This window comes from Psychrobacter glaciei (assembly GCF_014652895.1).
GTDB classification, from domain to species: Bacteria; Pseudomonadota; Gammaproteobacteria; order Pseudomonadales; family Moraxellaceae; genus Psychrobacter; species Psychrobacter glaciei.
Window position 1 is genome coordinate 1 of record NZ_BMZR01000003.1, and the last position, 14,010, is coordinate 14,010.

The 14,010-nt window shown below is 40.9% G+C and carries 12 protein-coding genes, 1 tRNA gene and 1 pseudogene; 6 read left to right on the plus strand and 8 right to left on the minus strand.

Going from position 1 to position 14,010, the window contains the following annotated elements:
• Window positions 1–1,634 (plus strand): beta strand repeat-containing protein (locus IE130_RS07635; RefSeq protein WP_189584154.1); only part of this gene is annotated, 1,634 nt, incomplete at its 5' end.
• Between the two features lie 349 nt (window positions 1,635–1,983).
• Here the strand turns inward: IE130_RS07635 and IE130_RS07640 are convergent.
• Together IE130_RS07640 and IE130_RS07645 are read right to left on the minus strand one after the other, a co-directional pair.
• The gene (locus IE130_RS07640) at window positions 1,984–2,262 is read right to left on the minus strand and encodes a peptidylprolyl isomerase (RefSeq protein WP_010199082.1); all 279 of its coding nucleotides are present in this window, start codon (window positions 2,260–2,262) and stop codon (window positions 1,984–1,986) included.
• Between the two features lie 610 nt (window positions 2,263–2,872).
• Window positions 2,873–3,304 carry an Lrp/AsnC family transcriptional regulator gene (locus IE130_RS07645; RefSeq protein WP_110923720.1) on the minus strand — a complete coding sequence of 144 codons (432 nt, stop codon included), beginning with the start codon at window positions 3,302–3,304 and terminating at the stop codon, window positions 2,873–2,875.
• A gap of 168 nt (window positions 3,305–3,472) precedes the next feature.
• Here IE130_RS07645 and ocd point away from each other — a divergent pair, with 168 nt between their 5' ends.
• The 3 genes from ocd to IE130_RS07660 all read left to right on the plus strand — a co-directional run bounded on the left by ocd (window position 3,473) and on the right by IE130_RS07660 (window position 7,275).
• Complete coding sequence (ocd, locus tag IE130_RS07650) at window positions 3,473–4,573, plus strand: ornithine cyclodeaminase (RefSeq protein ID WP_189584157.1); 1,101 nt, start codon at window positions 3,473–3,475, stop codon at window positions 4,571–4,573.
• A gap of 243 nt (window positions 4,574–4,816) precedes the next feature.
• Window positions 4,817–5,776 carry an arginase gene (locus tag IE130_RS07655; protein WP_189584160.1) on the plus strand — a complete coding sequence of 320 codons (960 nt, stop codon included), beginning with the start codon at window positions 4,817–4,819 and terminating at the stop codon, window positions 5,774–5,776.
• Window positions 5,777–5,871: 95 nt separating this feature from the next.
• Window positions 5,872–7,275 (plus strand): YjiH family protein, encoded by a 1,404-nt coding sequence (locus IE130_RS07660; RefSeq protein ID WP_189584163.1) that lies wholly within the window; start codon window positions 5,872–5,874, stop codon window positions 7,273–7,275.
• A 364-nt stretch (window positions 7,276–7,639) separates the two neighbouring features.
• On the opposite strand, the gene IE130_RS07665 is transcribed toward IE130_RS07660, so the two are convergent.
• Window positions 7,640–8,557 (minus strand): EamA family transporter, encoded by a 918-nt coding sequence (locus tag IE130_RS07665; protein ID WP_227676166.1) that lies wholly within the window; start codon window positions 8,555–8,557, stop codon window positions 7,640–7,642.
• 148 nt (window positions 8,558–8,705) lie between these two features.
• On the opposite strand from IE130_RS07665, the gene IE130_RS07670 reads away from it, so the two are divergent.
• Complete coding sequence (locus IE130_RS07670) at window positions 8,706–9,161, plus strand: Lrp/AsnC family transcriptional regulator (RefSeq protein ID WP_189584166.1); 456 nt, start codon at window positions 8,706–8,708, stop codon at window positions 9,159–9,161.
• Between the two features lie 89 nt (window positions 9,162–9,250).
• Here the strand turns inward: IE130_RS07670 and IE130_RS14395 are convergent, their stop codons facing one another.
• The 4 genes and pseudogenes from IE130_RS14395 to IE130_RS07690 all read right to left on the minus strand — a co-directional run bounded on the left by IE130_RS14395 (window position 9,251) and on the right by IE130_RS07690 (window position 11,166).
• Entirely contained in the window at window positions 9,251–9,673 is a 423-nt protein-coding gene (locus IE130_RS14395; protein WP_373299642.1) for a transposase, read from the minus strand.
• Window positions 9,674–9,711: 38 nt separating this feature from the next.
• Complete coding sequence (locus IE130_RS07680) at window positions 9,712–10,491, minus strand: transglutaminase-like domain-containing protein (RefSeq protein ID WP_189584172.1); 780 nt, start codon at window positions 10,489–10,491, stop codon at window positions 9,712–9,714.
• A gap of 228 nt (window positions 10,492–10,719) precedes the next feature.
• Window positions 10,720–10,860 (minus strand): annotated as a pseudogene (locus IE130_RS14400) (IS3 family transposase); the annotation flags it as partial.
• 229 nt (window positions 10,861–11,089) lie between these two features.
• Window positions 11,090–11,166, minus strand: a tRNA-Val gene (locus IE130_RS07690).
• A gap of 300 nt (window positions 11,167–11,466) precedes the next feature.
• On the opposite strand from IE130_RS07690, the gene IE130_RS07695 reads away from it, so the two are divergent.
• Complete coding sequence (locus IE130_RS07695) at window positions 11,467–12,444, plus strand: glutathione S-transferase family protein (protein WP_189584175.1); 978 nt, start codon at window positions 11,467–11,469, stop codon at window positions 12,442–12,444.
• Window positions 12,445–12,571: 127 nt separating this feature from the next.
• On the opposite strand, the gene hemB is transcribed toward IE130_RS07695, so the two are convergent.
• Entirely contained in the window at window positions 12,572–13,579 is a 1,008-nt protein-coding gene (hemB, locus tag IE130_RS07700) for a porphobilinogen synthase (protein WP_189584178.1), read from the minus strand.
• Between the last annotated feature and the right edge of the window lie 431 nt (window positions 13,580–14,010).

Consider the following 14,010-nt stretch of genomic DNA (forward strand, 5'->3'; position numbering starts at 1 on the left):
CTGGCGCTACTGAACTACAAGACACATTAAGTGTTGCAGGCCAATCTAGCACCAATGGTTTGGATAACACCGGTCTTCTAGCCAACACTGGTAATTTAACCAACTCAGGCACGCTAACGAACACTGGTGCAACTACCTTGCAGGACACGCTAAGCGTGGCAGGCCAATCTAGCACTAATGGTATTGATAACACCGGACTTCTAGCCAACACTGGTAATTTAACCAACTCAGGCACGCTAACCAATACTGGCGCTACTGAACTACAAGACACATTAAGTGTTGCAGGCCAATCTAGCACCAATGGTTTGGATAACACCGGACTGCTTGCCAACACTGGTAATTTAACCAACTCAGGCACGCTAACCAATACTGGCGCTACTGAACTACAAGACACGCTAAGTGTTGCAGGCCAATCTAGCACCAATGGTTTGGATAACACCGGACTACTAGCCAACACAGGTAATTTAACCAACTCAGGTACACTAACGAACACTGGTGCAACTACCTTACAAAATACGCTAAGCGTAGCGGGTCAAACGACCACGAATGGTATAGCTAATACAGGTGCTATCAGTACAGACAGTCTGACTACTACTGATTTTACAGCAACAGGCCAAACGACTACTAATGGTATTGCTAACACCGGTCTGCTAGCCAACACTGGTAACTTGACCAACTCAGGTACGCTAACGAACACTGGTGCAACTACCTTACAAAACACGCTAAGCGTGGCAGGTAAAACGACTACGAAGGGTATTGCTAACACCGGTCTTCTAGCCAACACTGGTAACCTAACCAACTCAGGTACTCTGACCAATACGGGTGCGGCTACATTAGGCAATACGTTAAGTGTGGCAGGTCAAACGACTACCAATGGTATTCGTAACACCGGTCTGCTAGCCAACACTGGTAACCTAACCAACTCAGGTACTTTAACGAATACTGGTGCGGCTACATTAGGTAATACGTTAAGTGTGGCAGGTCAAACGACTACGAACGGTATTGCTAACACAGGTGCTATCAGTACAGACAGTGTGACGACGACCGATTTGACAGCAACAGGTCAAACGACTACGAACGGTATCAATAATACTGGTGATATAAATACGACTGGTAACCTATCAGTAACGGGCACTGTGACTGCCAATGAGTTAGTTCTAACCAATACTTTTAGACCTGATGATATCAGTACGCAAAACCTAGATACGCAAACCTTAGAAGTATCGCAGTCACTCACTGTTAGTCAGGGTGCTGCAGTTAATATGGGCGGTAACGTGGTACGAAATGTAGGCGCAGGTCAGCTCTCTGCTACTTCAACTGATGCCGTGAACGGTGGTCAATTGTTCCAAAGTCAGGCTGAAGCATTTGGTTATACAGATCGTGAAATCAATGCATTAGAGGATCGTCAAAATAAGGCAATAGCATCATCATTAGCATTTGCTGGTCTTAAGTATTCAGACGTTCCAGGTAAGTTTAGTGTTGGCTTAGCAGGAGGTACTTGGTCTGGTGAGACAGGCTATGCGCTAGGGGTTAACTATACGACGCTAGATGGTAAATTTGGATTAAATAGTGCTTTCGGTGGTAACAGTGGTGATCAAGGTGGTAATTTAGGCTTATCATTCCTTATCAATTAATAGTTATATTTCTTGATTAAATAGTTGTGCTTAGGATGTGATTCAAGTACGAATTTTCCTTCTACAGCGCACACTTTACAGACAAAAAAAGCCCCAATCTTAAGATTGGGGCTTTCTGGGTTTGGTAAGCATAAGCAGACTCGAAATGCTGACCTCTACTCTGTCCATAATATCTTAGATGATAGTTAGCGGGGCTATCCTAGATAAGTAAAAAAATCTAGGATAGCCTCTTATGTTATTAGCTATGACACTGACATTAGATTGTAAGTTGTTTTAGATCATATATGAGTCAGGACAATGTTTAAGGCATCTTTCAGTCAGCTACCACCAAAAGCTCCGGCGCTAGTGCTTACGTCCTGTAAAGCACTTTAACCACGTGCCAGCCAAATTTGGTTTTCACTAAATGTGGGGTGAAGAGTTCGCCGCTGAAGCAGACTTTGTCAAATGGCGGTACCATGTCACCTTTTTCAAACTCACCTAAGCTGCCGCCTTTTTTACCTGATGGGCAGGTTGAGTGTTTTTTAGCCAGTACATCAAACTTGGCGCCTTTTTTGAGCTTGGCAATAATGTCTTCAGCCTGCTCTTTGTGTTTTACTAAAATATGCAATGCGCTAGCTGTACGAGCCATAATGTAAACCTTTCATAAAATATCGATAATTGGGACATTATATCACTACTTGCCTTGGTTGCTAACGGCACTTGTATGCCCTGCATCATCAAAAATCATTGCCTACACAGGCGTGACAATATGGATGAGAATCGGTGCCTCTTGAATATCGCTGTCAGTACATCACTGTATTGTTTTTATTGCTTATTCTCTGCGTATAACTGATAAAAATATGAAGCGTATTACCTGTGTTCATGCGCATTCAAATTAAATTCACTGAAAATGAAGGTCATACACTTGCAACTGTACCTTTAAAAAATTGTACCTTTAAAAAAAGATATGAGTTTTTATTGGGTTGCCAGTACTGAAACATAGTTTAAATAGTCAGCGGTGAATCACTCCGATCATTGAAGCGTAGGAGTTTTAGAGGTCTATACTTTAATGATTACCTAATAACCTAGTCAAACACCATCAAGCCAATTGAGTAGATTCAGATGTACACTAATTCAATATAAAAGCCTATACCCATTGGAATTACGTGGGCTACAGCCAAAGGCTCAAATCCTCATTAGGGAATTGCATCCTTAGAGCGTGACTGACACCGTATCCAGTTTATAGAGGATTGACTATATTACAAACTCGAAAGCAGAACACTGGTTTCGCTATTAAGAATGCCATCAATCTCTCTGACTTGACGCAGCACTTCATCAAACTCTCTCAAGCTTGTGGTGTGTATCTCTCCTACCAAGTCCCATGCCCCATTGGTCGTATGTAGCTTAATCAGTTGTGGGATACCTCGCAGTTTCCTAATCACTTGTGACGTAGACTTTCCTGTTACTTCAATCATCATCATCGCTTTGACGGTTTCTTTATCTAGTGCCTCATGCACTCGAATCGTAAATCCTAAAATAGCGCCGTTATGCATCAGTCTATCCAATCTGTTTTGGACAGTGGCACGAGAGACTTTGAGTTTTTTAGCAAGGTTTGAGATGGTTGCTCGACCATCTTGTCGAAGTTCAGATATCAGTTCGCTATCTAAAGAATCATAAGTGTAGTACGCCATAAAAACGCTTCCTTCATTGAATTTTGACATTATGCTAAGTAGTATCTAACAATATGTCAAAAATAGGCCCATATTTAATAACTTATTGACATTTTAACTGACAATTATAGTTGGTAGGATATTAATTGTCGGTTCAATAAACAATATTCATGAAAAGGAACAGCATTAATGTCTAAATTTATCGTACCACCCAAGGAAGGGGTTCCATTCGTTAGTGTACAAGCGATGGCTAAAATGATTCATGATTATGGCGTTGAGCAATGTATTACAGATCTAGTGGATGCTTTAGAAAAAGATTATCTTCGTTGGGATCAATTTGAAAAATCTTCTCGCTTTGCTTCGCATTCCAAAGACGGTGTCATCGAGTTGATGCCAGTCAGCGATGGAGAGATGTTTGCTTGCAAATATGTCAATGGTCATCCAATCAATACCAAACGAAACTTACAGACCGTAGCGGCGATGGGCATCTTGTCTGACGTCGAAAATGGCTATCCTATTTTGCTGACAGAGATGTGTATCCTGACGGCATTACGTACGGCTGCCACATCAGCTATGTTGGCCAAACATTGTGCCCCAAAAGGCGTTACAAAACTGGCGTTAATAGGAAACGGTGCTCAGTCTGAATTTCAAGCATTGGGTATGAAAGCCATAATGGGTATCTCAGAAGTTCGTTTGTATGATGTTGATCCAGCGGCCTCGCAGAAAACGGCTGATAACCTTTCAGACTCAGGTTTGAAAGTGATTATTTGTCGCACATTAGAGGAAGCTGTTTTAGGGGCAGAGATCATTACTACCTGTACGGCTGACAAAACCAACGCCACTATTTTACGCGACGATATAATCAAAAAAGGTGTTTATATCAATGCGATAGGCGGTGATTGTCCTGGTAAGACAGAGCTGGACAGCAATATTTTAATGCGAGCAGATCATGTGATTGTGGAGTTTGAGCCTCAGACACGCATTGAGGGGGAAATCCAAAATCTATCAAGCGACTTCCCTGTTACTGAGTTTCATCGCATCCTCAAAGGTGAAGTGCAAGCTCGAACGTCAGATGATGATCTAGTCGTGTTTGATGGCGTTGGGTTTGCATCAGAAGACTTTACGGCATTGGTATTTTTACGCGACTTGATCAAAAAGCAGGGAGGGTATGAGATTTTAGATATGATCCCTCAGCAAGCTGACCCTAAAAATCTATATTCGGTAGTAAAAGAGCATAGCAAAGATCATAGCCTAGTGACGAATGAAGCTGAATCTGTGGCTATGTTGTAAGTGATTAATGCAACAGTAATTAATACTACAAAACGATAAGTGCTTCTAAAAGTACTTCTAATTTTGTATAAGGTTTGAAACCAACATCGTTTTTTAATTTTATCTATGTTTATCAAGGATCTTGGATAGTTATGGATATGTTTATTTTTTAAATCTATCTGCTAATTTTCAAGAGCTTTAATATATAAAAATGAATTTAATTTAAATGATGTAAAAATTATTTTATTTAATAGAGACAAAATCATGACTGATATGATGAAAAATATAAGAATAGTAGAGGTTTATTCAGATATCGCAGGATATAAAAAAGGCGCCTCTTTAGGAATTGATGCATTAAAAGCGTCATCGAAAGAGCTTAATGCAGATTATTTTGAAAAATTGCAATTCGACAGTATTGAGGACGATAGTAATAGTGAAGGGGAATCACAATTTGCGCATGCAAAATATGCTGATGTGATTGAACCGATTATCTCTAAGTTAGCACATAAAATAAAAGATATCAGAAATGAGAATAAATTCCCCATCGTTTTAGCTGGAGACCACTCTAGCTGCGCAGGAACGATGCATGGCCTAAAAATGGCGCATCCTGATGCTGAAATTGGTGTGGTCTATATAGATGCACACGCTGACTTTCATTCACCCTACACCAGTGGCTCAGGAAATATGCATGGTATGCCTTTGGCGATGGCTTGTGCGATCGATAATTTAGAATGCCAGCGCAACGAGCTTTCTGAAAAAGAAAAAGAGTATTGGGAGAGATTGAAATTCATGGCTTCTGATGAACCCTCAATCAAGCCAGAGAATGTGGTTTTCTGTGCCGTTAGAGACTATCAAGAAGAAGAGATGGATTTAATTAGAAGACACAAGATCCCTTTATATAGCGTTGCTGAGATAACTCAAAAAGGCATCAGTTCCACAGTAGAGGAAATCTTTAAGAAACTAGAATACTGCGATCACATTTATGTCTCATTCGATGTTGACAGCGTGGACCCTTTGTATGTGCCAGGAACCGGTACGCCTGCAATGAACGGTCTGTCATACGAACAAGCCATGCAACTTAACATAGAGCTAATCAAGAATAAGAAAGTATGCTGTTGGGAAATGGCAGAAATCAATCCTTTGTATAACAATTCAAAAGATGACTCAACCAGAATATTTAAAATTTTAGAAAAAGTGACACAGTCTCTTTTAAAGAATTACTAATATTAAATATTTAAAATAAGTTAAAGCATCTAACCTAAATATATGTATTGAAAATATTTAGGTTAGTTAAAAAATGGACTGCGAGTAACAATAATATGGACATTATTAAAGCTAGTTCTTCAAGTCAAGATGTTAGCAATATCAATATCAAACAATTTTTAAAATTCTTTATACCCTCTATAATAGGTTTGATGCTTTTCGTATTTCCAATTCCCTATGTAGATGGTAAATTTGTATCATATGCAGAAGGATTCACCATTCCTATCTCTGTGTTAAAGGATTATATACAAGGGTACATGGGTGATATTTTACCATTGCTTGTTGTAATCTCAATTATGATTACACTGTGTTGTACGTTGTATACTAAAATCATGAAACCTTCATTGATTTTGAATAATGCATTTTTAAACAACTTACTGAACGTCACAACCCCTTGGCTTATTATTAGAATGCTTGGTGCGTTTTTTGTTGTCGTTACCTATTTCAAATTTGGGTTTGAGGCAATATATTCAGACAATATTGGCGGCTTAATATTATATGAACTAATGCCAATACTTTTTATCGTATTTTTCTTAGCTGGATTATTGCTACCATTACTACTTGATTTTGGCTTATTAGAGTTTTTTGGTGTTTTATTAAGTAAAGTAATGAGACCTCTATTTGGTTTGCCCGGTAGGTCCTCTGTAGATTGTCTAACCTCATGGTTGGGTGATGGCACTATTGGTGTATTATTGACCGATAAACAATTGGAAGGCGGATTTTATACCAAAAAAGAAGCAGCCGTTATTGCGACAAGCTTTTCAGCAGTATCGATTACATTCTGTTTGGTTGTCATCTCTCAAGTTAAGCTAGAAACTTACTTTCTCAATATGATTGGGGTCGTGGCTTTATGCGGGATCGTTTGTGCTTTAATAGTACCAAGATTACTGCCTTTATCTAGAATTGAAGATACGTATGTAGTAGAAAACAGTGATAGAGATCATGAAACCATCCCTGAAGGAAAAACATTATTTACCCATAGTTTACATAAAGCCGTTCACAAAGCAGAAAAAAGTCCAAGCTTTTCTACTTTCTTAAAGGATGGGTTAAAGAATATTTTGGATATGTGGATCGGAATATTACCTGTCGTTATGGCAATCGGGACGATGGGCTTAATCGTTGCAGAAGAAACACCTGTATTTGATTATTTAGGTATGCCGTTTATCCCCTTCTTAGAGTTATTGAATATACCTTTTGCAGCAGAAATGTCAAAAACCATTATGGTCGGTTTTGCCGATATGTTTTTACCTGCTATTATCGGCTCTTCAATAGAATCAGAATTAACTCGGTTTGTCATCGCTTGCTTGTCAGTATCTCAATTGATCTATATGTCGGAAGTAGGCGGATTGATTTTAGGAACAAAGATTCCAGTTAGTTTCTTACAGTTATTAGTGATTTTCCTATTGAGAACTATTATCTCATTACCGATTATTGCACTATGTGCTCATATGATTTTTTAATCTGTCTCGTTCTAAAATAGATTGATGGTTTTCAATGAGCTAGATGCCTTATGCATCTGGCTTTTTTGTATTAAGCCGAGCATGAATAACTCTCATGTATAGTCAATCCTATATAAATCAGATACGGTGTCAGGCAGCTTAATTCTATTTATTAGGTGTCTTAAGTTTGGGAGGGTTACCTGGGCACTGTAGTACACATATTCGATGAAACTCCTCCCGTATACTTACTTTATACTAAGGCATGTTAGCAATTCGAATAATAGTAATCTAACTGGGATAGAGGTGGCTAAATTCTGCCAAACAGTGTTTGACGGTAATTTATTTCTTTTTTATCTTCATCTTTAAAATGAGGACATGTCCTCATTTATTTTGCCCGATTAGACAAAATGACGCCAATTGTGCTTAACGCTATGCCGCATATCATTGCGATTGATAAGGCTTCATGAAGTACCAACGCTGCGAGTAATGCGGTTAATCCGGGAGACAGGGAACCAAGTAACAAAGAGCGAATAGAACCAAGTTTATTGACCGCATAAGAAAATCCAATGGTTGAGATAACACCAACGCCAACACCTTGTACTAAGATAAAAGGTAGGGCGTCGTCAAAAGAAATCACCCCTAGATTTGTCTTCAAAATACCAGATAGTACCATCACCAATGTCACAAAAAATGAAGTATAAGAAAGTACGATAGCAACAGCTATTGGACTCAATTTCGTATTTTTTAAGCCTAAGGTGTAACCCGCCCAAACCAGACTCGCTATCAGTAAAAAGGCTGCGCCATGTAGAAGACTGTCAGGTATTGACCTTGCATTCCCGACAATCATAGTGGCTATGCCAAAGAGAATAAGAAGAAATGCCAAAAATTTACTCAGCGAGATTCGTTGACGATAAAAAACAAAGGATAAGAGAGCAGCAAAGAATACTGGCGTCCCTGTCAAAATAGTGCCAACGTAAGCTGCAGGAGCAGTGCTCGCGCCAAAAGTGGCTAGCAAGAGAAAAGGAACACCGCCAAGCATAATAAACGTGATGTCAGACCATTTAATATTTTTGATTTCCTTCAAACTGGACAATACCCATGGCGTCAATAAAAGTAGGGGCACGCTAAATCGAATTAACATGACATCAGCAATGCTTAACGACGACGCACCAACAGCTCGAACAGTTAATGCAAAGCCTGACCAGATAAATAACACAATAATCATAGCCACATAGCCTTTCATTAGCGGCGACATTATGAATAAGGGTTTTTTACGTGGTGAGGACTGAAATACTGTATTCATATTGATTTCTTATGCTTATCTTTAAAAACCAATTATCAATCAAAAGCCACGCCTTTATCTCTGTTTATTGATTGCAATTTCACAGTTATTTGATGGATAATGCTAAATAACTGTAAAATTTTGGCTGAAAACGCTAGAGAGGTGATTTATGGATAAAATTGATCGTCATATTTTGGAAGTGCTTCAAAAAGAAGGACGCTTATCAACGGCTGAATTAGCCGAGCGAATAGGGTTGTCACCCTCACCTTGTGCCAGGCGCTTGAAACGTTTAGAAGATGAGTTTTATATAGAGGGCTATCAGGCGAACGTAAACAAAGCTAAAGTTGGTATTACGATGAGCTTTTTTGTAGAAGTTAGTCTGAGCAACCATCAAGAAGAATCAATTATAGCCTTTGAAAAAGCGTTATCTGAGATGGATGAGGTGATTAATGGACATGTTGTTTCGGGCTCTTACGATTACTTATTAGAGGTAGTAAGCCCAGATCTCAACGGTTATGAAGAATTTACTCGTAAGCTACATAAGCTTACTAGCGTTAAAGACATACATACCCACTTATCAGTTAGACAAGTGATCCATAAAACGACGTTGCCTACTTTTATGTGATCTTTTTTGAGTGCAATCCAGTTCGCTAAACTACAATGTCAATTGAGCTATTCTGAAGAAATTGTAGAAAATAACATGGGAGGTTTTAATCAGACAGCTCGATCATAATGACTCATGCTGTCGATTTTATAGTCATTAAGTTCATATCTAACACTAGCAGTGCGATGCCTGTATAGTGCATCGAACATATACTGATAAATCATTGAACGAATATACCATTTTGAAAATGGGTTTAGAGATTGAATAGGGATCAGTCCTAAAAAGGCAGCAGCCTGAGACGCTTTAGTAAAGTTTTTATCGTGCATGAGGGACAGTATCTGTCTTAAGACAATAACACCGACGCCGTTACTCGTTTGTAGTAGATCTTGGTCTTGCTTATTCTTGGACACGCAACATGTCATGCCTACCTTGTCCTTGATTCGTTGAACGAAGACCTTGATCCGCAGGGTGAAGAGCGCGAAACCGATTGAGCAAGACCACTGCCGCCTCCCTCCTGTTATGGCAGCGGTCATTGTCTCAAATGCAGACCCGCATGCCTAGGGTCAGGATACTAAGCTTGTCTAGTCACGGATATCGATTGGTTGACCAATTCTATGGATCCGAACGAGGTTAAGAACGCGACGCTGGAAGCGTCAGATCCAACACCGATGCGTGCCATCGTGTCGGCATCTGCCATGCCGGTCGGATCAATGAGGTGCCAGCTTCCCCCGAGATAGACTTCGGCCACGGCATGGAAGTCCTGTGGCGTCACATCAGGCGCATAAACACTCGCAAACCTAGCGGGTATCGACGACGCACGCGCTAGTGTCACGAGAACATGCGCAAAATCACGGCATACGCCCTGACGTTGAACAAAGCTGTCGAGCGCGGTGGTTTGTGCGTGGCTTGATCCGGGCACATAGCTAAACGCCGACTCGATCCAATCACGCATCGCGGCAATCCGTGCGCCGCCAGCGAGATCGCCAAACTCGGCGTCCACGAAGGCTTGGAACTCGTCTGACGGGCAATAGCGAGACGGCATCAAATGTTTGATCGTCTCTCCGGGCAAAAGGTGGAGTGGCGTTTGGGGCAGTGCCGATATGTCCAAGATAGGACGATCAACGGCAATTTCTGCGATGTAAGTGCAGCTAAAATCCCCTTCGGCGCGGATCCAAATCCGCTCTCCTATGCCATCATCGGCGGCGACCCGTGAAAAATGCGCAACGTCTGATGTCCAAATCTCGGTCGAACGCACCCGCTGATCCACAAGATCGGCGGCTTCGATCTGAAGTAAAAGGTCCATCGGCGCGGAGAGTCGATAATGGAGTTTGACGTTAAGTTTCAGGATCATGTTCGAATTCCCTAAGGGTAGTGATCTGTCGGGCTATATCGGAGACTGTTTACTTAAGTCAATCAGCAATGCCTGACAGGGCTAAATTATCATAATACCGCTTTTCAAACTCAAAAGGTGAGACATAACCAATTGCACTATGCAGTCGGGCTTTATTAGACCTGAGAAACGTTAAAAATCGATTAACTATCGATTTAGCTTTGCAAGACGAGAGTGTGCTCGAAGTGCCACCCATTCAAGGGTTGCCAGTTCAACATCGTTCACCCCATGCCACTGCTCTTTTAGGTACTCAATCATCTCAGACTTATATAGCCTGTTGATGATTTCAGCCAAGGCATTATCGTATGAATCGCCTGTTGTGCCACTTGAGAGTGTTTTAAATAATTTAGGGTAGAGGTCGAAAGTGCTACTCTGAAAGATAGGCAAAATAGAGAGCAGGCGCAACTTAGGCACAATTTAGGCACACACGTTTTTTGATGACGTTTGCTGAAAGTGAAAAAAAGAAAATTTGAATCTACGTATAGTTTCATTTTCTTCTACAGCCCATATTTTACGGACAAAAAAAAGCCCCAATCGTGAGATTGGGGCTTTCTAAATTTGGTAGGCATAAGCAGACTCGAACTGCTGACCTCTACCATGTCAAGGTAGCGCTCTAACCAACTGAGCTATACGCCTATTTAGGTTGAGCATTTTAGCAAGTTTCACAGACTTTGCAAGTCTTTTTTATCATAATCTTGCCTTATTATTATTATATTTAGAATTGAAGTCTATATTAAGCACTACAGAATATTTTTTTGTGTATATTTACTAAATATATCATTTAATAAGTTTAGTTTTTATTGTTAATTATAATGAATAAGAGCCTATAACTGGTATGATATCTCTCTAACTGAAGTGAGAGTCATAATAGTAATGACTTAGATTCAGTCATGCCTAACAGCGTCAAATGAAAATTAGAAATAGTCGGAGAATAATATGGGCTTATTGGTAGACGGACAATGGCAAGACAAATGGTACGAGACAGAAGCCAATGGTGGACGTTTTGAGCGTGAAGACGCAGGCTTTAGAAACTGGGTGACCGTGGATGGCAGGGCAGGGCCAACAGGTATTGAGGGCTTTAAAGCCGAACCTGACCGTTACCATCTATATGTGTCGCTTGCGTGTCCTTGGGCGCATCGTGCTTTGATTTATCGTAAGCTCAAAGGTTTAGAAGACCTCATCCCAATATCCGTGGTTAATCCCTATATGGGTGAGCACGGTTGGACATTTGCAGATGGTGCAGGCGTCGTTGCTGACCCAGTTATCCATGCAGACTATGCGTATGAGCTTTATACCAAAGCAAAGCCAGATTATACAGGCCGTGTCACAGTGCCGATTTTATGGGATAAGAAGACCAATACGATTGTGAGTAATGAATCATCTGAAATCATTCGCATGTTTAATTCAGCTTTTGATGATGTGGGCGCAGTATCAGGTAACTTTGTGCCAGCGGAGTTATTGCAAGAAATCGACGATATCAATACCTTTGTCTATTCTACGATTAATAATGGGGTATATAAAACTGGGTTTTCGACCACACAAGAAGCCTATGAAGAGGCAGTGATTGAGCTGTTTGCGGCACTAGATACACTTGAGGCGCGCTTGGCACAGCAGCGTTATCTAACAGGCAGCACCATAACCGAAGCCGATTGGCGACTGTTTACCACCTTGGTGCGTTTTGATGCCGTTTATGTTGGGCATTTTAAGTGTAATCTGCATCGCATTGTTGATTATCCAAATCTGTGGGGCTATCTGCGTGATTTATACCAAGTGCCAGGTATTGCAGAGACGGTGAATATGACTCACATCAAGCAGCATTACTACACCAGTCATGCCAATATCAATCCCACTCGTATCATACCTGTTGGTCCTGCTATTGATTTTACGACAGCGCATAATCGTGAGCAGTTATAAATATCGATACTTCGTAAGCACAATAAAAATCTTTTGCCTCATATAGAGTTGCAGTATAAACAATCGCCCCAGCGACTATGAAGCAGCTGGGGCGATTTTTGCGATATAAAAGGCCATTTAATTGCTATTAAGCATTGTTTAATTGGCGGGCAGCCTCAAGTGCAAAGTACGTTAAGATGCCATCAGCACCAGCACGGCGGAAGCCAATTAATGACTCTAGAATTACCGCATCACTCAACCAGCCGTTTTGGATAGCAGCCATATGCATGGCATATTCGCCAGAGACCTGATAAGCAAAGGTTGGTACACCAAAGGTATTTTTGACTTCACGAATCAAATCTAAGTATGGCTGACCGGGTTTTATCATGACCATATCAGCACCTTCGTTAATGTCCATGGCGACTTCATGCAGTGCTTCAGCACGATTGCCAAAGTCCATCTGATATTGTTTCTTATGCCCACCTTTTAGATTGCCAGCACTACCGACAGCATCACGGAATGGACCATAATATGCAGAGGCATACTTGGCTGAGTAGGCCATAATCGCGGTATTCACAAAACCTTCTGCTTCGAACGCATCACGCATGGCTTTGATACGACCATCCATCATGTCACTGGGAGAGATGATATCAGCACCTGCGCGGGCGTGTACTAACGCTTGCTTGACCAATACTTCGATGGTTGCATCGTTGATGACATAGCCACTGTCATCGAGCAGGCCGTCTTGACCGTGTGAGGTGTAAGGATCTAATGCCACATCGGTCATGACGACCATTTCTGGCACAGCGTCTTTGACCGCCTTTATCGTACGTGCAGTCAGGGCATTTTCATCATAGGCTGCTTTGCCATCAGGCGTTTTTAGTGAGTTATCAATGACAGGGAAGATGTCGATAGTAGTGACACCTTCTGCTAATAATTCCTTGGCATAATCAATCAGCAAATCAACTGACAGGCGTTCAACACCCGGCATACTAGCGATGGTTTCGCGCTGGTTGTTGCCTTCTAAGACAAATACGGGGGCGATGAAATGCTTAGGATGTAGCTCTACTTCACGAATCATAGCCCGTACATTATCATTATAACGTAGGCGGCGCAGGCGAGTGGCAGGGTATTGGCGGTTAAAGGTATAGGTCATAATCATTCCTTACGATCGTTTTAATGGTTATCGCTTCATGTCATTGGAGTATAGGTGCTGATATAGTTAGTTCAATATAAAAAAGAGACAGCGAAACTGATATAAATTTTTTGTAGCCTCTGTCTGCGTAGGCACAGCAAGCAAGAAGAATTTATACCAGTCACGCATCATAACGTCGTGTATCTATTTTATTTAGCATCGACTATAGATTTAATATTTGAAAATGGTCGCTAACAAAATGGCCGCTAGCCTAGGGCGTGTCTTCAATTCACTCGATAGTCATCTGAATGGGCTAAAAATGGATAAATCTTGCCAAACATCGTCAAATAGCTGGTTAATATCCCGATATTATCTGCACTATTTTTCTTGTTTGACGGCAATTTATCTCATTTTTATCACCATTTTTGAAATGAAGACACGCCCTAGTGATT